Origin of the sequence: Streptomyces sp. NPDC059866 (genome assembly GCF_042731325.1) — a bacterium.
In the GTDB taxonomy this organism is placed as follows: Bacteria; Actinomycetota; Actinomycetes; order Streptomycetales; family Streptomycetaceae; genus Streptomyces; species Streptomyces flavusporus.
The window spans coordinates 1-26,462 of record NZ_JBHWJT010000048.1 but is presented as its reverse complement, the minus strand read 5'-3'; the positions used below and the strand labels follow the sequence as shown (position 1 = coordinate 26,462).

At 71.4% G+C, this 26,462-nt stretch carries 24 protein-coding genes; 10 read left to right on the top strand and 14 right to left on the bottom strand.

Features of this window, described 5'->3' with window-relative positions; genetic code table 11:
- Positions 1-45 precede the first annotated feature (45 nt).
- The 5 genes from ACFV7R_RS41320 to ACFV7R_RS41300 all read right to left on the bottom strand — a co-directional run bounded on the left by ACFV7R_RS41320 (position 46) and on the right by ACFV7R_RS41300 (position 7,607).
- Complete coding sequence (locus ACFV7R_RS41320; protein WP_385274146.1) at positions 46-1,053, bottom strand: trypsin-like serine peptidase; 1,008 nt, start codon at positions 1,051-1,053, stop codon at positions 46-48.
- Between the two features lie 200 nt (positions 1,054-1,253).
- Positions 1,254-4,163, bottom strand: a complete 2,910-nt coding sequence (locus ACFV7R_RS41315) for an ATP-binding protein (protein ID WP_385274143.1) — start codon at positions 4,161-4,163, stop codon at positions 1,254-1,256.
- Between the two features lie 187 nt (positions 4,164-4,350).
- Positions 4,351-5,358: a (-)-alpha-amorphene synthase gene (locus ACFV7R_RS41310; protein ID WP_385274140.1), complete on the bottom strand. Its 1,008-nt coding sequence runs from the start codon at positions 5,356-5,358 to the stop codon at positions 4,351-4,353.
- Positions 5,359-5,363: 5 nt separating this feature from the next.
- Positions 5,364-6,671 carry a cytochrome P450 gene (locus ACFV7R_RS41305; RefSeq protein WP_385274135.1) on the bottom strand — a complete coding sequence of 436 codons (1,308 nt, stop codon included), beginning with the start codon at positions 6,669-6,671 and terminating at the stop codon, positions 5,364-5,366.
- 357 nt (positions 6,672-7,028) lie between these two features.
- Complete coding sequence (locus ACFV7R_RS41300) at positions 7,029-7,607, bottom strand: TetR/AcrR family transcriptional regulator (protein WP_385274132.1); 579 nt, start codon at positions 7,605-7,607, stop codon at positions 7,029-7,031.
- Positions 7,608-7,849: 242 nt separating this feature from the next.
- Between ACFV7R_RS41300 and ACFV7R_RS41295 the strand changes: the two genes are divergently transcribed.
- From ACFV7R_RS41295 to ACFV7R_RS41280, 4 genes are read left to right on the top strand one after another with little or no spacing between them, the layout of a single operon-like run.
- Entirely contained in the window at positions 7,850-8,404 is a 555-nt protein-coding gene (locus tag ACFV7R_RS41295) for a 2Fe-2S iron-sulfur cluster-binding protein (RefSeq protein ID WP_129796537.1), read from the top strand.
- Positions 8,401-9,393 carry an FAD binding domain-containing protein gene (locus ACFV7R_RS41290; protein WP_385274128.1) on the top strand — a complete coding sequence of 331 codons (993 nt, stop codon included), beginning with the start codon at positions 8,401-8,403 and terminating at the stop codon, positions 9,391-9,393. The genes ACFV7R_RS41295 and ACFV7R_RS41290 overlap by 4 nt, the downstream gene beginning before the upstream one ends.
- Positions 9,390-11,525: a xanthine dehydrogenase family protein molybdopterin-binding subunit gene (locus ACFV7R_RS41285; protein ID WP_385274125.1), complete on the top strand. Its 2,136-nt coding sequence runs from the start codon at positions 9,390-9,392 to the stop codon at positions 11,523-11,525. Before ACFV7R_RS41290 ends, ACFV7R_RS41285 begins: the two co-directional genes overlap by 4 nt.
- Positions 11,518-12,651, top strand: coding sequence for an XdhC family protein (locus ACFV7R_RS41280; protein ID WP_385274122.1), 1,134 nt, complete (start codon positions 11,518-11,520; stop codon positions 12,649-12,651). The genes ACFV7R_RS41285 and ACFV7R_RS41280 overlap by 8 nt, the downstream gene beginning before the upstream one ends.
- Positions 12,652-12,739: 88 nt before the next feature.
- On the opposite strand, the gene ACFV7R_RS41275 is transcribed toward ACFV7R_RS41280, so the two are convergent.
- Positions 12,740-13,126 (bottom strand): DUF5997 family protein, encoded by a 387-nt coding sequence (locus ACFV7R_RS41275; protein WP_385274119.1) that lies wholly within the window; start codon positions 13,124-13,126, stop codon positions 12,740-12,742.
- Positions 13,127-13,184: 58 nt separating this feature from the next.
- Here ACFV7R_RS41275 and ACFV7R_RS41270 point away from each other — a divergent pair, with 58 nt between their 5' ends.
- On the top strand, positions 13,185-13,928 hold the full coding sequence (locus tag ACFV7R_RS41270) for a LysR family substrate-binding domain-containing protein (RefSeq protein ID WP_385274116.1): 744 nt from the start codon (positions 13,185-13,187) through the stop codon (positions 13,926-13,928).
- Between the two features lie 74 nt (positions 13,929-14,002).
- Here the strand turns inward: ACFV7R_RS41270 and ACFV7R_RS41265 are convergent, their stop codons facing one another.
- Together ACFV7R_RS41265 and ACFV7R_RS41260 are read right to left on the bottom strand one after the other, a co-directional pair.
- A complete protein-coding gene (locus ACFV7R_RS41265) occupies positions 14,003-14,698 on the bottom strand; it encodes an HAD family hydrolase (protein ID WP_385274113.1) in 696 nt (231 codons plus the stop codon).
- Between the two features lie 34 nt (positions 14,699-14,732).
- Positions 14,733-15,209: an Lrp/AsnC family transcriptional regulator gene (locus ACFV7R_RS41260; RefSeq protein WP_129796530.1), complete on the bottom strand. Its 477-nt coding sequence runs from the start codon at positions 15,207-15,209 to the stop codon at positions 14,733-14,735.
- A 256-nt stretch (positions 15,210-15,465) separates the two neighbouring features.
- On the opposite strand from ACFV7R_RS41260, the gene ACFV7R_RS41255 reads away from it, so the two are divergent.
- Complete coding sequence (locus tag ACFV7R_RS41255; protein WP_385274110.1) at positions 15,466-16,962, top strand: FUSC family protein; 1,497 nt, start codon at positions 15,466-15,468, stop codon at positions 16,960-16,962.
- Between the two features lie 84 nt (positions 16,963-17,046).
- Here ACFV7R_RS41255 and ACFV7R_RS41250 read toward each other — a convergent pair whose 3' ends face one another.
- Both ACFV7R_RS41250 and ACFV7R_RS41245 read right to left on the bottom strand, forming a co-directional pair.
- Positions 17,047-17,970 carry a sirohydrochlorin chelatase gene (locus tag ACFV7R_RS41250; protein ID WP_385274107.1) on the bottom strand — a complete coding sequence of 308 codons (924 nt, stop codon included), beginning with the start codon at positions 17,968-17,970 and terminating at the stop codon, positions 17,047-17,049.
- A 181-nt stretch (positions 17,971-18,151) separates the two neighbouring features.
- Positions 18,152-19,156, bottom strand: coding sequence for an N-acetylglucosamine kinase (locus ACFV7R_RS41245; RefSeq protein WP_385274170.1), 1,005 nt, complete (start codon positions 19,154-19,156; stop codon positions 18,152-18,154).
- Between the two features lie 58 nt (positions 19,157-19,214).
- Here ACFV7R_RS41245 and ACFV7R_RS41240 point away from each other — a divergent pair, with 58 nt between their 5' ends.
- From ACFV7R_RS41240 to ACFV7R_RS41225, 4 genes are all read left to right on the top strand, one after another.
- Positions 19,215-19,355, top strand: coding sequence for a hypothetical protein (locus ACFV7R_RS41240; RefSeq protein WP_385274104.1), 141 nt, complete (start codon positions 19,215-19,217; stop codon positions 19,353-19,355).
- A 76-nt stretch (positions 19,356-19,431) separates the two neighbouring features.
- Positions 19,432-20,109 carry a uracil-DNA glycosylase gene (locus ACFV7R_RS41235; protein ID WP_385274101.1) on the top strand — a complete coding sequence of 226 codons (678 nt, stop codon included), beginning with the start codon at positions 19,432-19,434 and terminating at the stop codon, positions 20,107-20,109.
- 306 nt (positions 20,110-20,415) lie between these two features.
- Entirely contained in the window at positions 20,416-21,441 is a 1,026-nt protein-coding gene (locus ACFV7R_RS41230; RefSeq protein ID WP_385274097.1) for a heme A synthase, read from the top strand.
- A gap of 105 nt (positions 21,442-21,546) precedes the next feature.
- Positions 21,547-22,134, top strand: a complete 588-nt coding sequence (locus ACFV7R_RS41225) for an acireductone dioxygenase (RefSeq protein ID WP_385274094.1) — start codon at positions 21,547-21,549, stop codon at positions 22,132-22,134.
- A gap of 59 nt (positions 22,135-22,193) precedes the next feature.
- On the opposite strand, the gene ACFV7R_RS41220 is transcribed toward ACFV7R_RS41225, so the two are convergent.
- The 4 genes from ACFV7R_RS41220 to ACFV7R_RS41205 form a co-directional block, all read right to left on the bottom strand.
- Complete coding sequence (locus ACFV7R_RS41220; RefSeq protein WP_385274091.1) at positions 22,194-23,228, bottom strand: HAD-IIIC family phosphatase; 1,035 nt, start codon at positions 23,226-23,228, stop codon at positions 22,194-22,196.
- Entirely contained in the window at positions 23,218-24,405 is a 1,188-nt protein-coding gene (locus ACFV7R_RS41215) for an acyl-CoA dehydrogenase family protein (protein WP_385274088.1), read from the bottom strand. Before ACFV7R_RS41215 ends, ACFV7R_RS41220 begins: the two co-directional genes overlap by 11 nt.
- Positions 24,402-24,656 (bottom strand): acyl carrier protein, encoded by a 255-nt coding sequence (locus ACFV7R_RS41210; RefSeq protein WP_129796522.1) that lies wholly within the window; start codon positions 24,654-24,656, stop codon positions 24,402-24,404. Before ACFV7R_RS41210 ends, ACFV7R_RS41215 begins: the two co-directional genes overlap by 4 nt.
- Before the next feature lie 63 nt (positions 24,657-24,719).
- The coding region (locus ACFV7R_RS41205) for a condensation domain-containing protein (RefSeq protein WP_385274085.1) at positions 24,720-26,462 on the bottom strand (1,743 nt) is incomplete at its 5' end.

Below are 26,462 nucleotides of genomic sequence, written 5' to 3'. Positions count from 1 at the left end.
GCGCGATGGGCGCCGGCCTCGGCTTCGGAGGGGCAGGCCGGCCGCTCAGGACGACTGGGCGGTCTGGTACAGGTTCTGCGCGTCCGCGCCGAAGTACGGGCCGTACATGGCGGTCGGCAGGAAGTTGTACTTGAAGCTGTTCACCGACGACTGCAGCCCGGTGCCGGTGGATTCGTCGAACTGGGTGAACCAGGGGCCTCCACTGGAGCCGCCGGTCATGTCGCAGGTCAGACCGTGGTCGCCGGACAGCAGGAAGTCCCGGTAGGTGGTACCGCTGCAGTAGATGAACTTCTCGCCGTCGTACGGTGCGGCGGCCGGGAAGCCGAAGGCGTACATGGCCTTGTTGTAGCCGGTGTTGAAGGCCAGGCCCTGGCCGCCGACGACGTCGGTCAGCTTCTTGCCGTCCAGCGGGGCGACCACGGCCGCGCCGATGTCGTAGTTGATGTCCTCACTGTCCGTCCACTGCGGTGTGGACAGGGTCTTGGCCGCCGCCCACCTTCCGTACGGGGCCTGTCCGTCGTGGTAGCCCGGCACGAACACCCAGTTGGTGTGCCAGGAGCCCTCCAGCTTCACGCAGTGGCCGGCGGTGACCACGGTGCTCTTGTTGGCGCTGGTGACGGCGTTGCCCGAGCACGAGGCGGTGCGGCCCTGGTAGGTGAAGAACACCCGCCCCGCGGTCTTCACCACGGCCCCGCCGCCGGTCCAGGCGCCGCCGCTGTGGGGGAACGCCAGGGGCCCGACGGGGGACGCCGGGGCGCTGGGCGCGATGATCGCCTTCTTGCCCTTGCGAGGCGCCGGTGCTCCGACGTCCGAGCGGTCGACGGACAGTACGTCGAGCGGAGTGGCCTGACGCATCCGTTCCGGCGTCCAGAAGCCACGGGCGCGTTCCTGCGCCGAGAGCGGCACCACTGCCGGTTTCGTGTCGGCGGCGCCTGCCGGTGTGGCGGTGACACCGGTGGCCAGCAAGGCGGCGACGCCGGCCAGAGCGCCGAGAACGGTGCGGCGAACGCGGGTGCCGCCGGATGTGCCGAACCTGCGGAGGCTGCCTATCACGCGGTCTCCTTCTGCGGTGGGGGCCGGGCGGTGGGGACCATCCGCCCGGGCAGGAAGGGGTGTTGCTGCGCGCAGTGAGAAAGGCAGCGTGCCATCAGTAAGCACGGTTTGGACAGGTGCACGTCATGACGATGACCGAAAAAGCACAGACTCTCTTCGTCGACAGCACGAGGGGGCATGCCCTCGGCAAGCGCTGTCGGTCAGGCCCGGGGCCGGGGAAACGTCTCCAGGGCCCTGGCGAGGCCGGCGGCATCGGTGCCCACCTTGCGGTAGACGGAGGAGAGCAACTGCGTCACCCCTTGCTCGGTGAGGTGCAGATCCTTCGCGACGACACCCACCGGGTGCCCCACGGCCACCATCTCGGCAGCCTTGCGCTCGGGAGCGGTGAGCGTGTCGGTCTGGGCGTAGCGCAGGGGCAACGGCCGCAGTCCGGCCGCGGACAACTCGTCCCTGGCCCGGGCGGCGAGGGCCTCGGCACCACAGTGGACGGCACCTTCCAGGCCCTGGTACAGCCGGTGGGCAGCCTCCTGCAGCCGGCCGTTCCGGGACAGCGCGGCCCCGTGGCCGACCTGGGCGCGGGCCAGTTCGTACGCGGCCGGCGACCGCTGCAGATGCTCGACGGCCTCCGCGTGCAGCTTCAGAGCGGCCGGACCGCCGGTCGCCTCGGCCTCGGCGTGCAGCGCCTGACCGATCGCGGAGGCCGCACCGAAGTCCCGGGCCCGCTTCACCGCATCCCGGGCGAGACGCACCGCCCGGTCGGGCGTGGTGGGGGCGAGCGCGGCCGACAGGTTCAGCTGCCACGGGCACCAGGCGGGGTTGCGCCAGGCGCGTGCCTCCAGCCGGTCTCCGACGGCGGTCAACAGCCCCTCCGCCTCGGCGATCCGGCCCTCGGCCAGCAGCAGTTCGGCGTACACCGTGCGGGGATCCGGGTAGATGACCGCGTTCGGGACGACCTCGCCATAGCGGTAGGAGTCCGCGAGCCGGCGTGCGTCCTCGGTTCGCCCGCGGGCGAGCAGGATCTGGATGAGGATGCCGATGGCGAACCACTGGGCGGGGACGGCGCCTTCTACTCGTTCGGCGGTGCGCAGGCCCTCGTTCACCAACTCCTCCGCTTCGGCCAGACAGCCGCGCCGGTAGCGGATGTAGCCGAAGAGGGTGTGGCCGAGGGCCAGGTGGGAGCCGCGCCAGCCCTTGGCCTCGCACTCGGCGATGCCCTTGGTGAACAGCTCCTCCGCCCGCCGAGGCTGATCGCAGTACAGGAACACCAGGGCGACCGACACCGGGACCTCGAAGCCGTGGTTCTTGTCGGTCCAGCTCAGACCACCGCGCAGGGCTTCCTCGGCATTCGCGAGCACGACCTGCCGCGGCTCGCCGCGCACGAGGGCATCCCAGGCTCGCAGGCCCAGGATGTAGCGCTCCTCCAGACCACGACCGGGCAGCCGGGCGGCCAGCCGGGCCAGCCGGCGGGAGCGGGCGGGGGAGTCGGGCTCGTCGGTGCGGAAGGCGCTCCACACGAAGTGATAGGCCTGCATCCGCAGTCGTGTCCGCGCGTCTACGGCCTGTCGCACCTCCTCCTCGGCCACGGCCGCGGCCTCCGCCACCTGATCGGTGTGGGCGAGCGCCTGGGTGAGCCGGTAGACGATGGAGGCACGCAGCTCGGGGTCGACTCCCGGCTCCGCCAGCGCCTCCCGGAGGTGACTGATGGTGGCTGCGGGATCGATGAGGAAGGTCGAGGACGCGAGTTCGTGGAGGAGCGCGGCACGGTCTTCCGGAAGGGGCGGCTCCTGAAGCGCTCGGGCCAGGACCCGCCGTGCGGCCTCCGGGGCGCCGGCACGGAGGTACTCACGGGCGGCCTCCCGCAGGCACGCCACCGCCTCGCTCCTGCCCTCGCAGGGCACTTCCAGCAGATGCCGGGCGGCGGCCGCGGGGCCGAGCCCGGCCGCTCGGACGGCTTCCGCCGCCGCATTGTGCAGACCGGGCCGCAGGCTCGTGGGAATACCTCGGTAGACCGTCGTCGCGATCAGGGGGTGGACGAACTCCAGGCCGCCGCCCGGCCCCGACGTGTGCGCCAGGATCCTGGCGGCGCGCAGCCGCTCGGTCGCCTCGGCGGCGTCCTCGCTGCCGACCACCGCGATGGTGGCGGCGAGGTCCGGCGAGATGGACGTGCCCAGTACGGCGGCAGCCCACGCGAAGCGGACGGTGGTCGTCCCGAGGCGCTGCAGACGGTCGAGCAGGCCTGGACCCTTTACCGCGGAGGCGAGGTTCCGCATGGTGGGCAACTCGTCCCGGACACCCCTCAGTCGGCGTTCGCCGAGCCGGATGGCCAGTTCGACCGCTTCGAAGGGGCTTCCGCCGGTGACCGCCCAGCATTCGTCGCAGAACCCGTCCTCGGCCCCCTCACCGAGTTCATGCCGGACGATCTGCGCAACGGCGGCGGCGGTGAGCGGCGCCAGAACATGGGGACGGTTTCCTCGGCCCTCGAAGTGCGAGCGGAACGCGGTTGCCTCGTCCGGCAGTTCGTCGGGGCGGTACGCGACGACGATCAGCAACGGAAGGTCCGCGACCCTGGGGGCGAACGAGGCGAGCCAGTTCAGGGACTCGGCATCGGCCCAGTGCATGTCGTCCAGCAGCAGGACGAGGGGACCCTTCAGCACGGTCAGGCGCGTCATGACCCAGTCCAGGCCGTCGCGCACGCCCGTCGGGTCGGGTACTCGGGTGGTGCCCGTCGCTTCGAGCCCCAGCGCGGCCGAGACGATGTCGTACCAACTCCCCAGGAAGTCCCGTCGCTCCCTTTCGTCCATCGCCGCCAGGGCGGGCTGCATGAGCTGGCGCACTACACGGAAGGCCAGCTCCTGTTCGGTCTCGCCGCCCTGGCCCGAGAACACCGTGAACCCGCGTGCTGCGGCCTGCTCGCGCGCCTGCCTGATGAGCGTCGTCTTTCCCAGCCCCGCCGAACCGGTGAAGGCGAGCAGTCCGCCCCGCCGTGGCTGTGGCACGCCGTCGGCACTGTCGCAGAGGTCGGCCAACGCGGCGTCGAGCGCGGACAGTTCATGGCGACGTTCGAGCAATGGCTGATGACCGGTGATCGGTTGCCGCGGCCCCATCGACATGTGCCGTACCCGCTTCCAGTCGTCGGCCCTCGGAAGACAGCGCCGAGAGTACGCCCTCGCAGCGGCGCAGGAGCCGGACTGGCGAACCAGAACGACAGAGACGGGTGAATCATCCGCCGTGGCGGCGTGGACGTCACTTCTTCCGGGTAACGTAGCTCGAATCGGCCATGGTCGGGAGGTGACGGCCTCAGGGGAGCGCGGAGGCAGCCGCCGTGTCCGCGTAGCGCGGCACGGTGCAGGACCAGTAGTAGCAACCGCGGATCCAGCCCACCATGCCGTCCACGTAGCTGACGCCTGCTGCGCTCAACTGCGGTTCGATCTCCCCGTAGAGCCTCTCGAACTCGCCGATCGTGCTGTTGATCTGCCGGATGGCCAGGGTGACCGCTTGCGGCAGGGAACAGCGGTACGTGCTCTGGTGGGCCAGGGCCAGATTGATCACTCCGCCCGCGCGCTGCTCCTTCACCGCGGAGAACAAGTCGGGTATCCACACCGCCGCGTCTGCCGACAGCCGGCCCAGTCGCCGCATGACGGGGTGATGCAGCTCCTCGGGGTTCAACTCGTGCGGACCTGCAGCCTCGCACAGCGGGTAGAAGGGCTCGACACCCGCAGTGAGCGCGCGTATCGAGCTGTTGAGTCCGATCCGCAGGGGAAGCGAGTGGGTCTGGGCCACCGCTTCGTACAACAGCCCGTGCACGTACTCCCGGCTGTTCCATGCCCATCGCGCTGCCTGCGCGGGCGTGCACCGTTCCTGAACCCGGCGGTAGAGGTCGGCCAGGGCCGCCCCGAGCGTGGTGCTGGGCGCCTCGTCGTCCCGCAGGATCCTGATGCTTTCGCACAGCATGGGCAGCAGCCGGCTGGGCTGCTGTCGGCCGACCTCCTCCGCCCGGTCGTCGAAGATGAACTGGTAGGCGATCTGATCGGCCACGAGTTGGAGGACCTCGACGTCCATCGTCGGGCTGTTGTAGGACGCGAGTTCGGCCGGGCGGGTGCGGGCGATCATCTCCGCCACAGAGGGATCGTCGGTCAGCCCCCAGGCGCGCAACCATGTGTCGACGCCGGCTGCGGCTTCGGACTGATGGGGATTGCTCAGAAACGGGAAAGGCATGTAGAGGGTGGCCTCGATCAGTTCCTTGAGGTTTCCTGTCGGAATTCCGCTGTAGGGCGCGGTGGGAGTTCCCTCATACGTTGTGGACACCGTTGTCACCTGCCGTTCGGGAGTCCTGTCACGTGCGTCTGACGCGATGCGCAGATCATCATCAGCGACCTCGGTCCCAATGTCACCGCGGGGCGCGGTGGTTCGATGTGCCTCGACAGCGGGCGCAAACGCCATCGGCCGGCAATGGTCGCGAGGGCCACGGTGGCCTCCGCCATGGCGAAGGTGTCGCCGATGCATTTGCGGTTTCCCGCGGCGAAAGGCAGCATCGCGCCCTTCGGTACGGACGTGGCCCGCTCGGGAAACCAGCGTTCGGGAAGGAACTGTTCGGGCTCGGGAAAGGACGCCGGGTCGTGGTGCAGGAGGTACGGGCTGTACAGGACGGTGGCTCCGCGGGGCAGCCGGCGGCCCGCGAACCGGGTTTCCCCGGTGGTGACCCGGGTGAACAGCCAGCCGGGTGGATGGACGCGCAGCGTCTCGGTGACCACGCACCTGGCGTAGGCGAGACGCGCCAACTCGTCCGGTCCCGGAGCGCGCTGATCGTCGAGGACCGTGTCGACCTCGCGGTGGAGGCGGCGTTCCGCCTCGGGATTCGCCGCCAGGAGGCCGAAGGCCGAGGACAGGCACATCGCCGTGGTCTCGACCCCGGTGAGCAGGAGCGTGATGAGCTGGTCGTGGATCTCCTGCTCGGTGAGCCCGTCCGTTCCTTCGCCGCCGCGCTCGGCCTTCAGCAGGGTTCCCAGCAGATCGTTGCGGGGCGTGCCCTGCCGGCGTTCGGCGATGAGGGAGTCGACGAGCGTGTGCAGGCGTACGAGTGCGTCCCGGTAACGGCGGTTGGCGGGCGTCGGGACACGGAACAGGGTGTCCATCGGCACCACTGTGCGGACGAAGAGGCCCCGCACGACGGCGGCAAGGCTCTCGCGTACGGCTCTCGCCCGCTCCGCGTCCAGCGAATCGGAGAACAGCACCCGGCTCGTCACCCGCGTCGTCAGTCCCATCATCGCCGCGGTGACATCGACCCTCTCTCCCGGCCGCCATGCGCGGCACAGCGCGTCGGCCTCCTCGCCCATCAGCTGCGTGTACGAGGCGACGCGGGACGGGCGGAAGCCGGGCTGCAGGAGTGTGCGTTGCCGGCGATGTGCATTCTGGCGGCATGTGACGAGGCCGTCGCCCATCAGCGCGCCGAGGCGGTCGTACAGTGGACCGCCCTTGTCGAAGGTGTGCGGGTCCATCAGCATCTGGTGGACCAGTTCGGGATCACACGCCACCCAGGCGCGCATGGGGCCCAGGCGTATCTCGACCAGATCTCCCTGCGCGGGAAGGGAATTCAGGAAGTCCAGCGGGCGCCGGAACAAGGCGATAGCATGACTGACGAACGGGAATATGCCCGGCGCAGTACCCACGGTCCATATCCGCCCCGGTTCGGTCACGGTACCGCTCATCGAATACCCCCTGCCTCAGTCGACCCATGGAAATCGGTGACCGCTCACCGACCTGGCGCCTGAACCTTTGTTCTGCCCAGTCCAACCGGCCGTCGGCCCTTGAATCCTCTTTCCGTGGGGGCGCACGGGTGCGCAAAGGAGCACGGGGGAACGGTTGTTGATACGGGCTACACGGAATGACTGTTGACTTCGCAGAGGGTGTGGAGAAGGTGTGCAAAGGCGTGCGGAGGCACATGTGGCGCGCATGGCACTACCGCGCCGGGATCCGCGTCACCGCCCGGATGCTCCCGCGCGCAGTCCGTCCATGACGAGGTCCAGAAGCCGGGTGGCCCGGGGCTGCCAGTCGCCGTGGGGGTCGATCTGCCAGAGACCGGAGATGGCGAGGAGGAAAACGTCCGCGGTGACTCCGGGGCGGACGGTGCCCGCCTCCTCGTTGGCGCGGAGCAGGAGTTCGGCCGCGGCGATCACCGGGGTGGGGCCGGGTTTGTGGAGGGTCCCCGGCGGGTTGGCCGCCTTGCGGAAGGCGTCCGCCAGGCCGGCCTTGGTCATGGCGAACTGGGCGAGGCGGTCCATCCACTCCCGTAGCGCACGGTCCGGTTCCCGGGTCTCGAGCAGCTCGGCCGCGGAGTCGGCGACCTGCTGCATCTCGTGGCGGTAGATCTCCAGTACGAGCGACTCGCGGTTGGGGAAGTGGCGGTAGAACGTGCCCTGACCGACGCACGCCTTCTTGGCGATCGCGCTCAACGGCGTGTCCGCGGAGCGGGTCAGCTCGACCAGGGCCACCTTCAGGATGCGCTCGCGGTTTCGCTGCGCGTCCGAGCGCAGAGGTGCGTGCTTCTTCTCCTGCACTCGTCCTCCTGGCCGGAATCCCGCCTTGCTAACCGGACAGCTGTCCGGTACGTTTTTCTGTAGTGGACAGCTGTCCGCTTGGGTTCACCATACCTACGGACGAGCCGATCTCGCCATATGCGGCGCCATCTCCCTGCCTCTCGACTCTTCTGATACGTCCATCGATCTCGCGATACGTCCAGATTCATCTGCTTGCCGGGTCGTCCCCCGACGTGCTCCGGATATGCGAAAGAAGGCTGATCATGGCCCCAGCCCCCTCCTCGACGTCCAGCGCCATCACCCTGACCATCAATGGCGAGAAATATCCGCTGTCCGTCGACCATCGCACCACCCTGCTCGACGCACTACGTGAACGTCTCGATCTGACCGGCACCAAGAAGGGCTGTGACCAGGGGCAGTGCGGTGCATGCACGGTTCTGGTCGACGGGCGACGGGCCGTGGCCTGTCTGCAACTGGCGGTGGCCGCCGAAGGGCGTGAGATCACCACCATCGAGGGCGTGGCCGACGGTGAGCGGCTGCATCCGGTGCAGCAGGCGTTCCTCGACCTCGACGGCTTCCAGTGCGGTTACTGCACGCCCGGCCAGATCTGTTCGGCCGTCGCGATGATCGAGGAGCACGCGGCGGGCTGGCCGAGCGCCGTCACCGACGACGTCCGGCCCGAAGCGGGGCCGCCACCGCTGACCGCGGAGGAGATCCGGGAGCGGATGAGCGGCAACCTGTGCCGCTGCGGTGCGTACGTGTCGATCGTCCAGGCCGTTGCCCAGGCGGCGGCGGTGGACGAGGAGGCGGCGGCATGAGGGACTTCGGCTATCAGCGGGCCCATGACGTCGCCGGCGCGGTCGCGCTGCTCGGCGCCGATCCGGACGCGCGTTTCCTCGGCGGCGGCACCAACCTCGTCGACCTGATGAAGACCGGCGTCGAGCGGCCCGCCCGGCTCGTCGACGTACGCGAACTGCCCCTCGACCGGATCGAGGTGACCGAGGAGGGCGGCCTGCGCATCGGCGCGACCGTCACCAACAGCGACCTCGCCGCCCACCCCGAAGTCCGCCGCCGTTACCCGGCGTTGACGCAGGCGGTCCTGGCCGGCGCCTCCGGACAACTGCGCAACATGGCCACCGTCGGCGGAAACCTGCTCCAGCGCACCCGCTGCGGCTACTTCGCCGATGTGACCAAGCCCTGCAACAAGCGCGTACCCGGCAGCGGTTGCCCCGCCGTCGAGGGCGAGCACCGCAACCACGCCGTCCTGGGCGCATCCGAGCACTGCGTGGCCACCCACCCCTCGGACATGGCGGTCGCCCTCACCGCCTTCGACGCCGTCGTCTCGTACGAAACGGCAGAGGGGCCCGGCGAGTTGCCGCTCACCGAGTTCTATCTGCCGGTGGGCGACACGCCCCACCTGGAGACCGCGCTGCCGGCGGGCGCGCTGATCACCGGCGTCACCCTGCCGCCCGCCCCCGTCACCGCCCACTCGCGCTACCGCAAGGTCCGCGAGCGCGCCTCCTACGCCTTCGCGATCGGCTCCCTCGCCGCCGCGATGGACGTCCGGGACGGCGTCGTACGGGACGTACGCCTCGCCCTCGGCGCCGTCGCGTCCCGGCCCTGGCGGGCCCGCGAGGCCGAACGCCTCCTGACCGGGGGACCGGCGGACGCCGAGGCCTTCGCCGCCGCCGCGGACGCCGAACTGGCCGCCGCCCGACCACTGCCCGACAACCGATACAAGGTGACCCTGATGCGCAACCTCGTCGTGGCCGTGCTGACCGAACTCGCCGAGGAGGCCGCCCGATGACCACGGCCACCCGCCTGACGCCCTCCGTCGGCACCGCCCACTCCCGCGTGGAGGGCGTGGACAAGGTCACCGGAGCCGCCCGCTACGCCGGAGAGATCCCCTTCGCCGAACTCGCCCACGGCTGGCTCGCGTTGTCCACCGTGGCCCGCGGCCGCATCCGCTCGGTGGAGGCCGACGGCGTCCTCGGCATGCCCGGCGTCCTCGCCGTCCTGCACCACGGCAACGCCCCCCGCGTCGACACCGACCACGTCGGCCTGCTGGGAGTGAAGCCGGAGCCGACCACCGCCCTCTTCCAGCACGACCGCGTGCCGCACATGGGCTGGCCGGTGGCGCTGGTCGTCGCGGAGACGTCCGAGCAGGCCCGGGAGGCCGCCGAGGCGCTGGTCGTGCACTACGAGCAGGAGCCGCACGACGTCGCGTTCTCGGCCGGACGCCCGGACGCCTACTCGGTGGACTCCCACATGCCGGGGGTGACGGAGAAGGGGGACCTGGAGTCCGAACTCGCCGCGTCCGCCGTCGTGGTGGACGCCGAGTACACCACGCCCGAGGAGCACCACAACCCCATGGAGCCGCATGCGGCGACGGCTCACTGGGACGGCGGCCGGCTGGAGGTCGTCGACTCCAACCAGGGCAGCACCTGGGTCGCGCAGGAGCTGGCGGCGCTGTTCTCCCTCGAACCGTCCGCCGTGCGCGTGCGGTCCGAACACATCGGCGGCGGTTTCGGGTCCAAGGGCGTCCGCGCACACCAGGTGGCCGCCGTGATGGCCGCGACCGCCCTCCAGCGCCCGGTCCGGGTCGTCCTCACCCGCCGCCAGATGTTCTCGCTCGCCGGCTACCGCAGCCCGACCGCCCAGCGCGTCCGGCTCGGGGCGGACGCCGACGGACGGCTGCGCGCCCTGGAGCACCGCTCACTGAGCGTGACGTCGACCGTGCACGAGTTCGTCGAGCCGAGCTCCGGGCCGGCCCGCGTGATGTACGACGCCGACGCCCATCACACCGCCAACGAGGTCGTACGACTCGATGTGCCGACCCCGACCTGGATGCGGGCGCCGGGCGAGGCACCCGGCTCGTTCGCGCTGGAGTCGGCGCTCGACGAACTCGCCGAGAAGTGCGGCCTCGACCCGATCGAACTGCGCACCCGCAACGAACCCGAGGCGGGCCCCGTTTCCGGGCTGCCGTTCAGCAGCCGCAACCTGCTCGCCTGCTTCCAGGAGGGCGCCCGCCGGTTCGGCTGGGCGGACCGCGACCCGCGCCCCGGACTGCGCCGGGACGGACGCTGGCTGCTCGGCACCGGCACGGCGGCGGCCTCCTTCGGCGCCGGGGCCGCGCCCTCGACGGCGGCCCTGACGGCGGAGGCGGACGGCACCTTCACCGTGCGGATCACCGCGTCCGACATCGGGACCGGGGCGCGCACCGCGCTCACCCTGATCGCCGCCGACGCACTCGAGGTCGCGCCGGACCGCGTCCGCGTCCGCATCGGGGACAGCGACTTCGGCTTCGCGATGATCGCCGGCGGCTCGATGGGCACCCGCTCCTGGGGCTGGGCGATCATGGCCGCCGCGCAGGAGCTGCGGGAGCGACTCGCCCTGGGCGGCGGTGTTCCGCCCGAGGGCATCACGGTCCGCTCGGACACCTCCGCGGCCGTGGGTGCCCTCGCACAGAAGGAACGGCACTCCTTCGGAGCGCAGTTCGCCGAGGTCGCCGTGGACGTCACCACCGGTGAGGTGCGCGTCCGGCGCATGCTGGGCATGTTCGCGGCCGGGCGGATCGTCAACCCGCTGACGGCGCGCAGCCAGTTCATCGGCGGGATGGTCTGGGGCATCTCCATGGCCCTGCACGAGGAGGCGGTCCGCGACCGGACTTCGGGCGGTCACGTCGGCGCCGACCTGGCCGGCTATCACGTCGCCGCGCATGCCGACGTGCCGCACATCGAGGCGGACTGGGTGGACGACCCCGACCCCGACGACCCGGTCGGCATCAAGGGGATCGGCGAGATCGGGATCGTCGGTGCGGCGGCGGCGATCGCCAACGCCGTCTGGCACGCGACCGGCGTACGCCACCGGAACCTGCCGATCCGGCCCGACCGCGTCCTGCTGGCCGCAGCCGCGGGCACCGGAGCCCGGGATGCTTGACATCGCCGAGGAGCTGAGCCGCTGGGTGGCCGAGGGCCGGGACTTCGCGGTCGCCACCGTCGTCGCCGTCGGCGGCAGCGCGCCGCGCGATCCCGGCGCCGCCCTCGCCGTCGACCGGGACGGCACGGCCATCGGCTCGGTCTCCGGCGGTTGTGTCGAAGGGGCGGTGTACGACCTGTGCGTCCAGGCGCTGCAGGACGGCGAGACGGTGCGCGAGCGGTTCGGGTACAGCGACGAGGACGCCTTCGCGGTCGGGCTGACCTGCGGCGGGGCCATCGACGTACTGGTCACGCCGATCGCGTCCGGCGACCGGGTGTTCGCGGCGGCGCTGTCGGCCGCCGCGCAGGGCGAGCCGGCCGCGGTGGCCCGGGTCGCCCGCGGGCCGGCCGGACTCCTCGGCGGCGCCCTGTTCGTACGCCCCGACGGAACGACCGAGGGCGGTCTCGGCGGTCACCCGGAGCTGGACCGGACGGCGGCCGCGGAGGCCCGCGCCCTGCTGGACGCCGGCCGCACCGGCACGGTCGAGCTGTCGGAGGACGGCTCGCACTGCCCCGGCGGCCTCACGCTGTTCGTCGAGTCCAGCGTGCCGCCGCCACGCATGATCGTCTTCGGCGCGATCGACTTCGCCGCGGCGCTCGTGCGCGCGGGCAAGTTCCTCGGCTATCACGTCACCGTGTGCGACGCCCGTCCCGTCTTCGCCACGCGGGTCCGCTTCCCCGACGCGGACGACATCGTCGTGGACTGGCCGCACCGCTATCTGCGGGGTACGGCGACCGATGCGCGCACGGTGCTGTGCGTGCTCACCCACGACGCCAAGTTCGACGTACCGCTCCTGCAGGAGGCCCTGCGGATGCCGGTCGCGTTCGTCGGCGCGATGGGCTCGCGGCGCACCCACGCCGACCGCAACCGGAGACTGCGGGAGGCAGGCGTGAGCGAGCGGGAGCTGGCCAGGCTCAGGTCCCCCATCGGCCTCGACCTGGGCGCCCGTACGCCCGAGGAGACCGCCCTGTCCATCGCGGCGGAGATCGTCGCGACCCGGCGGGGCGGCACGGGCGTCCCGCTGACCGGTTCGGGCACGCCCATTCACCGGGACGGGGCGGAGCGCGGCGCTCGGGAAGCCGCCTGAGACCGCCGGTCCACCCCCATGCGTGAGGGCCCCGGTCCGCAAACGGGGCCCTCACCTGCGTGCACGATCCCGGGGGCGGAACTCCGTGTCAGTGAGCGCCCTGCTCGGCGCTGCGCGCCTTGAGCCGGGCCGCTTCCTTGCGGACCTCCGCCTGGGTGGCGCGCTCCTTCTCCAGCCACTCCGGCCGCTCCGCCTTCAGCGCCTCGATCTGCTCGCTGGTGAGCGGCTCCGTCACCCCGCCGCGTGCGAGCCCCGCGATGGAGACGCCCAGCTTCGCGGCGACCACCGGCCGCGGGTGCGGGCCGTTGCGTCGCAGCTCCCGCAGCCACTCGGGCGGATCGGCCTGGAGCTCGTTCAGTTCGGCGCGCGAGACGACTCCCTGCTGGAACTCGGCGGGGGTGGCGGGGAGGTACACACCCAGCTTCTTCGCCGCGGTCGCGGGCTTCATCGTCTGGGTGGTCTGGTGCGACTTCATGCTGTCCAGACTATCGGCCGGATACGAGACCCCCGACCACAGCCGGTAACCTGGCGGGGTGACAGGCTCGGAAGCACACCCTTCGTTCCGGCTCGCGTACGTCCCTGGGGCGACCCCCGGCAAGTGGGTGCGGATCTGGAACGAGCGCCTGCCCGACGTCCCCCTGAACCTCGTCTCCGTCACGGCCGCCGAGGCATCCGATGTGTTGCGGGACGGCGCGGCGGACGCGGGGATCGTACGGCTGCCGGTCGACCGTACGGTCTTCAGCGCGATCCCCCTCTACACCGAGACGACGGTCGTCGTGGTCCCCAAGGACCACCTCCTGACCGCGGCGGACGAGGCGACCCTCGAGGACCTCGCCGAGGAGGTCGTCCTCCATCCCCTCGACGACGTCCTCGGCTGGGAGCAGCCCCCCGGAGAGCCCGCCTTCGAACGCCCCGCCACCACCGCCGACGCGATCGAACTCGTCGCGGCGGGCATCGGCGTCCTCGCCGTCCCCCAGTCCCTGGCCCGCCTGTACCACCGCAGGGACCTGACCTACCGGACGCTCGTGGACGCCCCGCAGTCAGGCGTCGCCCTGAGCTGGCCGGAGGACGCGCACACCGACCTGGTCGAGGACTTCATCGGCATCGTCCGCGGCCGCACCGTGAACAGCACGCGGGGTCGCAGCCGGCAGGCGGCGCAGCCCGAGGAGAAGCGCCGCGACGAGGCCGCCGCACGGCGGAAGCCGGCGGCCGGAAAGAACCCTCGGTCCGGCACGCCCAGGAGCGGCCGCCGCGGCAAGCCTCGCCGCCGTTCCTAGTGCCGCGGCACTCGCCCCGGAGTCAGCGGACGGACGAAGCCTGCTCCGCTGTACGCACGACCCGGTCGGTGGGTTCAGGGTGTCGGAGTCGTGCGCACGAGCCAGTCGTACGCCGCCCTCGCCGTGAACTCCGCCTGGCCGCCCCGCAGCAGGAGGTCGGCGGTGGCGAACTCCGGCGCGTCGGCCTGGGCGGCCACATAGGGGAGCGCGATGCAGCGCATGCCGGCCGCGTGGGCGGCGGCCGCGCCGGGAGCCGCGTCCTCGACGACCACACAGCCGGCGAGGTCCGCGCCGAGCCGGCGGGCGGCCTCCAGGAAGACGTCGGGGGCGGGCTTGCCGTGCGCGACCTCGTCCGCCGAGACGACCGTTCGCAGCTGGGCGTCCAGGCCCGTGACAGCCAGGATCGCTGCGATGGCCCCGGGCGACGACCCCGAGGCCACGGCCATCGGGACGCCCTCGGCGGCCAGTAGCTCGACGAACTTGCGCATCTCGGGGTACGCGCGCGTGGAGGTGCGGGCGAGCTCCAGATAGCGGCGGTTCTTGGCGGCGGTCAGGTCCTCGACGGAGGCGCGCAGCCCGTAGCGCTGCTTCCAGTGCGCGACCGTCTCCTGGGTGCTGATGCCGACGTACTGCTCGTGGTCGGCCCAGGTGAAGTCCGGTACGCCGTGCTCGGCGAGGATCTGCCGGCCCGCCTCGTAGTAGTTCGGCTCGCTGTCCACGAGCGTTCCGTCGAGATCGAAGATGACCGAGATGCCGCCGAGATCGCTCATGCGGGTCATGATGCCAAGGGCGTCCGTGCCGTGATCACTGCGTGGCCGCCCGGCCGATCGACTCGACGAGCGGCAGCAGCCGGTGCGGCACACGTTCGCGCAGGGCCACCTCGGTGCGGGTGCGGACGACCCCGGGCAGGCTGATCAGCTTCTGGATCACGTCCTCGAGGTGGGCGTTGTCACGCGCCACGACCCGGGTGAGCAGATCACCGCCGCCCGTGATCGAGAACGCCTCGACGATCTCCGGTACGGCGGCCAGTGCGTCGCCCACGTCGTCGAGGTGGCCCTGGGTGACCTCGATGTGCACGAACGCGAGCACCGGGTGGCCGAGTGCGGCGGGGGAGAGCACCGGGCCGGTGCCGGTGATCACGCCGTCCCGTTCCAGGCGGTCGAGGCGGGCCTGGAGCGTGCCGCGGGCCACCCCGAGGAGACGGGCGTACTCACGCACACTCGTACGCGGCTGCTCCAGCAGCAGCCGCAGGATGCGGGTGTCCAGCTCGTCCACGGCCATGGCGCCCTGCCTCCCTTCCGCCGAAGATCACGGCCGACTGTACCAATGGCCCAGTGGGACACAGCCGGGCTGGGCCGTCCGACGTCGTCCGTTGGCCTGGTGAAGAGCCACGAGAAGTCCTTGTCGCTGCGCCAATGGCCCAGTGAACTCGGAGCCACTTGAGCCAGTGGCGGAAGTGATGCTGTCATGGAGGCGTCGATGGCGCTGCGGATCCCGCGGCGCCTTTTTCATGCCGGTCGTATGCAAGGGGTGGGAAGTGCTGAAGAGGGTGTTCGTGGCTCCGGACCCGGGGCGGACGCGGCTGCGCTTCGCCGCGCGTGCCGTCCTCGGCATCGGCCTCGCGGTCGTCGTCTGCGGCCTCGCCGGGCACTCCCTCGCCGGTGCCGTCACCGGTGGGCTGGCCGCGCTCCTCGCCCTGTTCACGGTCACGGACACGACCGTCCGCGGGCAGGCCGTGACCACCGCGCTGCTGCCGGCCGTCGGTCTGCCCGTGCTGGCCGCCGCAGCCGAACTGCACGACCACCCCGTCGCCCGCGACCTCACCTTCCTCGCCGTGGTCGGCGCGGGCGTCTACGCCCGCCGCTGGGGGCCACGCGGACACAGCCTCGGCGTGTTCGCGTTCATGACCTTCTTCGTCGCGCAGTTCCTGCAGGCGACCCCCGGGCAGTTGCCCGAGCTGTACGCCGCCGTCCTGCTGTCCGTGCTCGCGGCGGCCGCGGTGCGCTTCGGACTGTGGTGCTACGAGCGCCGCCTGACCCCGGCCCCCGCGGTCGCGCCACCGGGCGGGACGGGCCTCGCCCGGATCACCACGCGCCAGGCGGTCCAGGCGACCGTCGGCGCGGGCTTCGCCCTGGTCGTGGGGCAGCTGGTGTCCGGGGAGCGCTGGTACTGGGCCGTCGGCGCCACCTGGTGGATCTTCGTGAACACCACCTCGCGCGGCGAGACCCTGGTCCGCGGCTTCCGCCGGCTCCTCGGCACGGTGACCGGCATCGGCCTCGGACTGCTCGTCGCCGTCCCGCTGCACGGCGCCGCGGTGCCCTCCGCCCTGCTCGCCGCCGTGTGCGTGTTCGGCATCTTCTACACGGCAGCCGTGTCCTACACCTGGATGATGCTCTGCGTGACCCTGCTCGCCGAGCTGCTCTACGGCCTCCTGGGGGTGCTCGAGCCCGCGCTCCTCGCGCTGCGCCTCGTCGAGACCGGCATCGGGGCGGTGGGTGCCGTACTGGCCGTCCTGTTCGTCCTGCCCGTCACCACCCACACCGTCACCGACGCCTGGATCCAGCGCGCCCTGCGCTGCGTCCATGCGTGCACCGCCGAGGCCGCGGCACGCCTCGCCGGAGCCGACGACGCCGACCCGGCCCTGCGGGTGGCGGAACTGGAACTGCTCCTCGGCCGGGTACGCCTCGCCGTCGCCCCGCTGGTGCACCCCCTCAACCCCGTGCTCGGCCGCAAGCGGCGCGCCCGCCGGGTGCTGGCCCTGCTCGACGACTGCGCCCGTGAGATCCGCGGCCTGGTCGCCGTGGCCGCCGACCCGGAGGCCTCCCACGACGCCCGCCTGGCCGCCGCCTGCCGGCGCGTGCAGGGCGCGGTGGAGGCGCTCACGGGCGATGCGGTGGGCGGCGCCCCCGGTCTCGCCCCTCAGCAGCGCGCGGTCGAACCGGCCGCCCTCGCCCATCTGCACGGCCTGGAGCACGCCCTGGCCGAACTGGTCACACCCCTGCGCACGCCGTCCGAATCGCCACACTTGGTCTAGGCCTGGCCTGCATCTGCAGGGCGAAGGGCCCGCTCCGTACGTGCGGAGCGGGCCCTCGTCGTACGACTGGGGGTGACGGCCGGTTCAGCGGACCGGCGCGCCCTGCGGCTGCTGCGGGGCGATACCGAGCGCCGTCGTGTACTTGGCCAGGGCGAGCTTGCCGATGGCCGGGTAGGCGCCGAGCGGCTCGGCGGCCGAGCAGCCCGCCTCCTTCGCGGCTTCCGCGACCAGGCCCGGGTCGATCTCGGGGCCGATCAGGTACGGCGCCAGCGCCAGCTGCTGCGAGCCCGAGGAGCGCAGCTGCTCCGCGACGGACGCGATCGAACCCTCCTGGTCCAGCGCCGCCGCCATCACCGGCACGGCGAGCCGCGCGGCGAGCAGCATGCCGGTGATCCCGGCCGCCTGCACGGCCTCCTCGCCGCCCACCGAGGCCAGGATGATGCCGTCCGCGGCGGTGGCCACGGTGAACAGCCGGGCGCGGTCGGCGCGGGCCAGGCCCGCCTCCGACAGGCGCACGTGCAGGGCCTCGGCGAGCAGCGGGTGCGGGCCGAGCACATCGGTCAGCTCGGCCGCGACGCGGCTGTCCATCACGGCCTGGCGGACCTGACGCAGCAGCGCACTGTCCGGACCGGCGAGCAGCGGCACCACAACGGCGACCGGGCCGTCGGGCTCCTTGACCTCCACACCGGCCGCGCGCGCCTGCTCATAGCGGGCGGTGCGCTCGTCGGCGGCGTACGCCAGCACCGACTGGAGCGTGGGGAACTCCGCGTCATCACCCTCGACGTAGCCGATCCGGGCGTCGAGGCCGGGCAGCTCGGAGCGGGCGATGCTCACGACCTCCTCGGCGAGGCTGCGCGCGGCCACGCTGGGCGTGCCCGGAACCGCGAGGACGAGCGCGGGCGCGCCCTCGGGAGCCGCCAGGGGCTCGGGTCGGCGGTGCCGCCCGGGCTGGCGGGGGCGCGGCATTCGTACTGGCAGGCCGGACGCGGGCCCAGTGGGGGAGCTCATGGCGCCGCATGTTACTGGCTTCCTGGGCTCCCTTGTTCGGGGAGGGTGCAGGTGAGCGGTATCCGTCCGGATTTGTCTGATGAGTTACGTACGGATCATAAGTGATCAGCGCGTTTGTGTGAGATGACTGATGAACTGCGCGACCTCAAGTGCTACATATCGGATATGCGCCGTGCCGGGATCAGTCGCCCCGGGCGGCCACCACGTACAGCAGTTTGTCGTCACCCGGCAGGGTGAGCGCCCCGGCCGTCAGGTCGGCCGCGATACGGACCGCCCCCTGCAGCGGATCGCCCTCGGCCGCCACCCGGCGGGCGTGGGGCAGCCGCTTCGTCAGTTCCTCGTCCAGTGGTACGAGGAGAGCGGCGCCCATCTTGAACAGGCCCCCGGTGAGGGCGACCTGGGGCTCGCCCCTCGTGGGGCACACGGCGGCCGCCGAACCGGCCATGTGCCGGGCGGCTGCGCGCAGGACGTGCACCGCGACGGGGTCGCCGTCGTCGGCGCAGGCCGCCACGCTGGGGGCGAAGGAGGCGAGGACGGCGGGACGGTCCGAGCGCGGGTACACCTGGGCGGGCAGCCCCGGCATCGGGCCGAACATCTCCTCGGCGCACTCCAGCAGCGGGGCCGAACCGCCCTCCCGCCCGTCGTGGGCGCGCAGTGCGGCCTCCAGACCGGCCCGGCCGATCCAGGCTCCGCTGCCGCAGTCGCCCAGCAGATGGCCCCAGCCGTCCGCGCGACGCCATCGCGTCAGGTCCGTGCCGATCGCGATGAGTCCGGTACCGGCGGCGATCACGGCGCCGGGCCTGGGGCCCAGGGCGCCTGTGTAGGCGGTGACGGCGTCGGCGGCGAGGGCGACGGTCCGGATCCCGCATTCCCGGTGCAGGGCCGCGGGAAGTCCGGCACGCAGATCGTCGCCGAGCGTGCTGAAGCCCGCCGCGCCGACGACAGCCGTGTCCAGCGCGGTGACCCCGGCCTCGGCCGTCAACGCCCGGATCAGGGGGACGAGTTGCTGCATGAAGTGCCCGGCGTCGATCCCCCGCGCCCCGGTGCGGACCGGCTCCGCCGACTCCCGCAGGGCGAGCGGCCCTCGCGCGACGGTGCCCACGACGGCCCGCAGGCCGGAGCCTCCCGAGTCGACGGCGAGGAACGCGGATTCCCCAGCGGCTGCCGGCCCGTCGAGCCGGCCCACCTCATGCGAGAGCCCCGGGGCGGAGGTCGCAGCCGCCCGGGAAGCCGACGGGGCTTGCTTGACCACTGGACGCGACAAGCTCCCCTCCTTCCCGGCGACCGGCTGTGCGATCTGCTCGACCGGCTTCGAAGATCTCAGCGAGCTCAGCGATCTCGGCGATCTCAGTGATCTCAGTGATCTCGACGAGGAGGAAGAGTAGCGCCCGGAGCGGCGGCCGTGGGCGGGGCTTGTCTGCTTGTGCGGGGGTCCGGTGCGTACCAGTAGAGTGACGAGCCGTGGCACCACGACCCTTGGATGAACTCGTTGAAGCAGGCTGGGCGAAGGCTCTCGAACCTGTGGCCGACCGCATCGCTGCCATGGGGGACTTCCTCCGGGCCGAGATAGCGGCCGGCCGGACCTACCTACCAGCCGGGCAGAACGTCCTGCGGGCTTTCCAGCAGCCCTTCGACGATGTTCGGGTCCTGATCGTCGGGCAGGATCCCTACCCCACGCCGGGGATGGCCATCGGGTTGAGTTTCGCCGTCTCGCCCGAGGTGCGTTCCCTGCCGGGCAGTCTGGAGAACATCTTCCGGGAGATGCACTCCGACTTGGGACTGCCCAGGCCGTCCAACGGCGATCTGACGCCGTGGACCCAGCAGGGGGTGCTGTTGCTCAACAGAGCGTTGACGACGGCCCCGCGCAAGCCGGCGGCGCACCGGGGCAAGGGGTGGGAGGAGGTCACGGACCAGGCCATCCGAGCGCTGGTTGCGCGCGGAAAGCCGCTGGTGTCCATCCTGTGGGGGCGTGACGCCCGCAATCTCCGCCCCCTGCTCGGGGATCTTCCGGCGATCGAGTCCGCTCATCCCTCGCCGATGTCGGCGGACCGGGGCTTCTTCGGCTCGCGTCCGTTCAGCAGGGCCAACGATCTGCTCCTGCGGCAGAGTGCGCAGCCGGTGGACTGGCGACTGCCTTAGGGCCTGTCCGGCGGATCAGGTCGGAGGAAAACGGCGGCACCTCGTCAGCGCAGGTGAGCGGGGGCTGGGGCGTCCAGCTGCAAGGCGGAGGAGGGAGTCGACGCGATGGGGGTCCCCCCGCGCGAGCGAAGCCGAGCGTGGGGGAGTCGGCGACCGACGACAACGCCGCAGATGGGCGTGCCAGCCCCCGCGTCTCCGGCATGATCCGCCGGACAGGCCCTAGGCGCCCGGCAGTCCCTCCCGCCTCAGGGGGCGGGCCCTGACCCTTCGTGAATTCGTGCACAAGGTCCCAAGTAGCATGGCCCGGTGCTGAATTCGCTGAATCCGCTTGAGCTGATCGCCCGTCGCTGGCAGCCCTCCGTGCAGACGGTGAGACGTGCCGCGCTGGCCTCGGTGATGACGGCCGTCCTCATCGTGGTGACCGGTGGCGCGGTGCGGCTCACCCAATCCGGGCTGGGCTGCGAGACCTGGCCGAAGTGCACCGACGACAGCCTGACCCCGACCGCCGACATGGGCATCCACGGTGTCATCGAGTTCGGCAACCGAATGATGATCTACCTGATGTGCGCCGTGGCCGGTCTGGTGATCCTGACCGCCCGGTCGCGTACGCCGGTGCGTCGTGATCTCACCCGGCTCGGCTGGGCACAGTTCTGGATCATCATGGGCAATGCCGTGGTCGGCGGCATCACCGTGCTGACCGGCCTCAACCCGTACATCGTCAGCTCCCACTTCCTGCTGTCCACGGCGCTGCTCACGGTGGCCGTGCTGACCTGGCAGCGCGCCCGGGAAGGGGATGCCCCGGCGCGTGACCTGGTGTCCCGGCCGCTGCGGCAGCTGACCGGGCTGCTGGTCGCGGCCACCGCGGCACTGATCGTGATCGGCACCGTGGTGACCGGCGCCGGACCGCACGCGGGCGACGCGCGCAAGGTGCAGCGCATCCCGCTGGACTGGCAGGAGATCACCCAACTGCACGTGGACTTCGTCTACATCGTGGTGGGCCTGACCGTGGCGCTCTGGTTCGCGCTGCGCGCCGTGTCGGCGCCGTCCGCCGTCCGCCGCCGGGTGCTGGAGCTCCTGGCGGTGTTGCTCGGACAGGGCGTGATCGGATACGTGCAGTACTTCACGCATCTGCCTGAGCTGGTCGTCGGCGTCCATATGTTCGGCTCGTGCCTGGTGTGGATCGCAGTGCTGCGGGTCTTCCTCGCGCAGCGCGAGCGTGCCGAACTGCCCGACGCAGCTGCACCGGGAGACAGCGCGGAGTCGGCTGGGAGCGAGCCGTTCGAGGAGACCGGGGAGGCGGCCCGGCCTGCCGGAGCACATGCCGGTCGCTGACCGGGGCTCGCGGCACAGTGGAGGTGCTTCGTCGACCGCATCCCCGGGAACCGATCAAGGAGTTACCGTGGTCGATGCAGTTGTCTGTGCCGTGAGGAGTGTGCAATGACCCTGCTGATCACGTGGCCGGAATCCGGCCCCGGCACCGTCGTACGCCGTACCACCGATCCCGGTGAGATTGCCGCTGTGCTGGCACCCGCCGGAGTCCGATACGAACAGTGGTCGCTGCGTGACGAGGTGCCCGAAGATCCCGAGCCCGGGGCGGTGTTAAGCGCGTATCGGGACGAAGTGGATCGGTTGGTTGCCGCTGAGGGGTTTGCCACCGTTGATGTCGTCGGGTTGCGGCCGCGGAAGGATCTCGGGTGGCGGTTGACCGCCAAGGCCGAGCGGAAGAAGTTCCTCAGCGAGCACACGCACGATGATGACGACGAGGTGCGGTTCTTCGTCGCCGGGGCCGGAGCCTTCTATCTGCACGTCGACCGTGAAGTGCACGCCGTGCTGTGCGAGGCCGGGGATTTGCTGGGGGTGCCGCGGGGGACCAGGCACTGGTTCGACATGGGGGCCTCGCCGTCATTCACCGTCATCCGCTTCTTTCATGAAGAGGACGGGTGGGTCGGGAACTTCACCGGCAGTGACATTGCCCTGAAATTCCCGGACTTCGATGCGCTCCTGGCGGCGCGGGTGGCTGCGTGAGCCCAGCGGGGAGACAGAGGCACTGAGAGCGCTGTCCCCCCGCAGAACTGCATCGGGTGTCAAGAGGACGACGGCAGTGACAACTCGAGGTAGTCGGGGTAGCCGTGCTGCAGGCCGGGGGCCATCTCCAGCACCTGTGCGGGGCCCTCGGCCGCGGTCTTCTTGAAGCCTGCCAGACGGTAGACGGTGTACATCGGCCTGTTGACGTCGGTGGGCTTGAAGTCCGCCGTCAGACGCGCCTGTTCGGCCTCGGCGGACTGGGCCAGGTAGCGCAGGATCGCGCCGCCGACGTTGCGGCCCATCACGCGGCAGGACATCAGGAACAGCCGGATCCGCCACTCCTGGGCCGTTCTGCCGACCAGGGTGAGGCCGATCGTGCCGTATACGCCGAAGCGGTCCTCGAGCCGGGCGACCAGAAGCGTCTGGTCCGGCCGGTCCATCAGTTCGCGCAGCTCCGCCTTGGAGAACGTCAGACCGGTCGTGTTGAGCTGGTGCGTGCGCTCGGTCAGCTCGGCGGCGCGTTCCAGGTCCGCGGGGGTCGCCACCGCGACGGTGAGGCGCATCTGCAGCGATCGGAGGAACTCGATCTGCGGACCGGCGAACGACTTCTCGTACTCGCTGCGCTCCTCCGCCTGCAGGTACATCGTCCGGCGGGTGCGTCCGTCCTCGGTCACCGGCCGGGACAACTCCGGCCGGTCGAGCAGGTCCGCGATCTCGGCGGCGTCCACGCACCGCACCTGCGGGTGCGCAAACTCGACCTCGGCCCGCTCGAAGGCGGAGTCGTCTATGAACATCACCGTGTCGAGCCCGATGTTGAGCCGTTGTGCGATGTCCTGGACCAGCTCGGACTTCGGCTGCCACGAGACATGCGGGACGAGGAAGTAGTGGCGGATGCCCAGCCGTTCCAGCTCGGCGAGCGCTGCCTTCTCGTCGTTCTTGCTGACGATCGACTGCAGGATGCCGCGCTGGTCGAGCGCGTCGATCAACGCACGGACGCCGGGCCGCAGCTCCACTCCGGACCCTTCGGACAGGACGCCGTCCCACACGGTGTCGTCCAGGTCCCAGACGACACACTTGACCAGCTCACTCGACACGATCAGCTCCCTGTGCGAACGGATACCGCGGGTGGCGGCGGCGTACCCGGAAACGCTGGAGGCTCTCCTCCGCCAGCAGATGCTGCAGCAGCTGCGTGCTGCCCTCGATGACCTGCATGACGCGTGCGTCGCGCACCCAGCGGTCCACCGGGCCCCCGTCCACCAGGCCCGCCGCGCCATGCAGTTGGGCCGCCGCCGCGGCCGCCGTGTCCGCCGCGCGGGACGCCGCCAGCTTGGCGGTCAGTACATGGTGGATCAGCCAGTCGTCCTGGGCGTCCATGGCCCGCGCCGCCTGCTCGCACAGCAGCCGCGCCGCCTCGGTGTCGAGCACGGCGTCGCTGACCAGACCCCGGACGAGCTGCAGATCGATCAGCCGCCCGCCGAACTGCTTGCGGCTGCTGGTGTGGCCGAGCATCGCGTCGCAGCATGCCTCGGCGAGCCCCAGGGAGCCGTACGCGACACAGAGCCGCCCCAACGACAGGGCACCGCTTGCGACCTGAGCCACGCCGAAGCCGGGGCGGCCGACCATGCGGTCGGCGGGGACACGGCAGCCGTCCAGGTGCAGGTCGGCCAGCATGGCGCTGCGGAAGCCACTGGTGCGACGGCTCGGGACCACCGTCACCCCCGGGTCGTCCCGCCGGACGAGGAAGCCCACGCTGCGGTCGCCGTGCTTGGCGAAGACCAGGAAGCAGTGCGCGACCTGGCCGAAGGACAGCCAGCGCTTCACACCGTCCAGGCGCCACACGGCATCCGCCGCACCGGCGCCGGCCGGGTTGTCCGGCGTCGCCGTTGTCTCGATGGCCTGGGCGTCGCTGCCCGCACTGTCCTCGGTGAGGCCGAACGCCCCGAGGAGCTCACCGGAGGCAAGGCGCGGCAGCAGCCGCTGCCGGGTGCGCTCCGGCGCCCAGCGGCTCAGGCTCGCGCACACCATCCCGTGCACGGTCAGCAGGCTCTGCAGCGACGCCGAGGTGCGGGCCACCGCCCGGTTCAGCTCGCCGTACTCCTGGTGGCTCAGCGGCCGTCCACCGTACTCCGCGGGCACCATCGCGGCCAGCGCACCGGACCGGGCGACCGTCTCCAGGACCTTCTCGGGCACCGCCTTCGCGGCCTCGATCTCGTCGGCCAGCGGCAGCAGCAGCCGTCCCAGCTCGTCCGTGGTCGGCGGCGGCTGACTCATACCTGCTTCCCCTGCACGAACTGCACGATGCTGTCCAGCGTGTCGAAGTTCTCGATCTCCAGATCGTCGTCGTCCACCTCGATGCCGAACTCCTTCTCAAGGTGACTGACGAGCGCAACGGTGGCCAGCGAGCTGAGAACCCCGCCGGTGATCAGCTGCATGCCTTCCAGCTCGGCCGGGTCGTCCACATACCGCAACAGGAATTCAAGAACACGGGATCGGACGGCCTCGTCCTCATAGACGGCAGTCACTGCGACATCACACTCCAACTCTCATGATCAAACAGGGCGGTGGCGGGAACGCGCGCAAGGGCGTCACCGCTTCGAACGCCACTTCTTCTCAAGCCGGCTGATCTGGTTCTGGCTGAGGCTGACGAGGGAGAGGTCCGACGGCGTCCGGCCGACCGCGTCGGGGCCGTCGGCGTGCGCGGCCAGCGCCTCGAGGTGCTTCACCCAGCCCTCGCCGAGCCGCTCCACGTCCCCGCGTGCCAGCACGTCACACGGCCATGACCAGGTCGCCGACAGTTCCGGCCCCGACGGGCCGTCCGTCGCCGCCGCGTTCACCATCAGCGCATGCGTCAGACGCATCCGGGGGTCGAGGCCGCCGGTGGCCGGATTGCCGTCCACCTGTTGCCAGTCGCCCGCGGAGTGGGTACGGCCCCCACCGATCCGCCCGAAGTAGTTGAACGCCACCTGCGCTCCGGGGAGCGCGGAGAGCACCGGCGCGGTCTCCGGGTTGAGATAGCGCAGCAGGCCATAGGTGGTCCGCAGCTCGGACGCCTTTCGAAGCTGCTCCTTGATCCGCTGCAGAGCCCGCCCCGCGGCCGGCCCGCCGCGCCCGACCTCGCCCCAGGACACCCTGCCGGGATCGAGCCGCACCGGGGCCATGGCGGTGAACCACCCCACCGTCCGCGAGGTGTCGGCGCCCGCGAACAGGTCCTCCCGGCCGTGCCCTTCGACATCGACCAGGACGGAGGTGGCACCGGAGGCGCCCGGCACGCCGCGCGCGGTCCGCCAGTGGGCCAGCGCGAGCACGAACGCCGTCAGGAGTACGTCCTCGACCCCGGCGTGCAGCGCGGTCGGCACCCGCGTCAGCAGTGCCTCCGACAACCCCACCGGCACCGTGACGCGCAGTGTGTCGAGCTGCTCCGCCGTATCGTCACGCGGACTCAACTCCCTGACCCCGAGGGGTGGTTCGGAGACGGACAGGGTCTCGGTCCAGTGCTGCAGGGAGGCAGTGCTGCGCTGCTCACCGGCGAGGGTGCTCAGCTGCTCCGCCCAGCGCTTGAAGGAGGTCGGCACCGGCGCCAGTTCCGGTGCGTTCCCGGCGAGTACGGCCGCGCCTGCGGCGGCGAGGTCGGGCAGGAGGATCCGCCAGGAGACGCCGTCCACCACCAGGTGGTGGATCGTCAGCAGCAGTCGGCCCGGCTCCTCGGAGCCGTTGTCGAACCAGACGGCCTGCAGCATGACTCCGTCGCGCGGCGCCAGACGGCTGGGTGCCTGCCGGGCCTGTCCGGCAAGCAGCTGTTCACGCTCGGCCGCGGTCGCGCCGGTGCAGTCCACCCGGGTCAGGGCCTCGTCGGCCGTGCGGGCCTGCGGGCTCCGTGCCGGCGGGATGCGCAGGGCCCAGTCGCCCTGGTCGCCGTCCCGCGCCAGACGGGCCCGCAGCACGTCATGACGGTCGATGAGGGACTGCAGGATGTCGACCAGCCGGTCGCGGCCGATACCTGCAGGGACCTGGACCAGCCGCGACTGGAAGAACGCCTCGTATGTGTGCTCGGGCTCGACGAGCCACCGCATGATGGGTGTGAGCGGCACCAGGCCGGTGCCGTCGTCCGCCTCCGATGCGCTGGCGCCGTCCGCCAACGGGCGGGTGGCATGAGCCAGTTGTTTGGGTGTCTGGTGCTGGAAGATGTCGCGGGGGGAGAGGTCGAGGCCGTGTTCGCGGGCGCGGCTGACCAGCACGATGGAGCTGATGCTGTCGCCGCCGAGGGCGAAGAAGCCGTCGTCCACGCCGACCTGGGCGGGGTCCAGGCCGAGGACGTCGGCGAAGAGGGT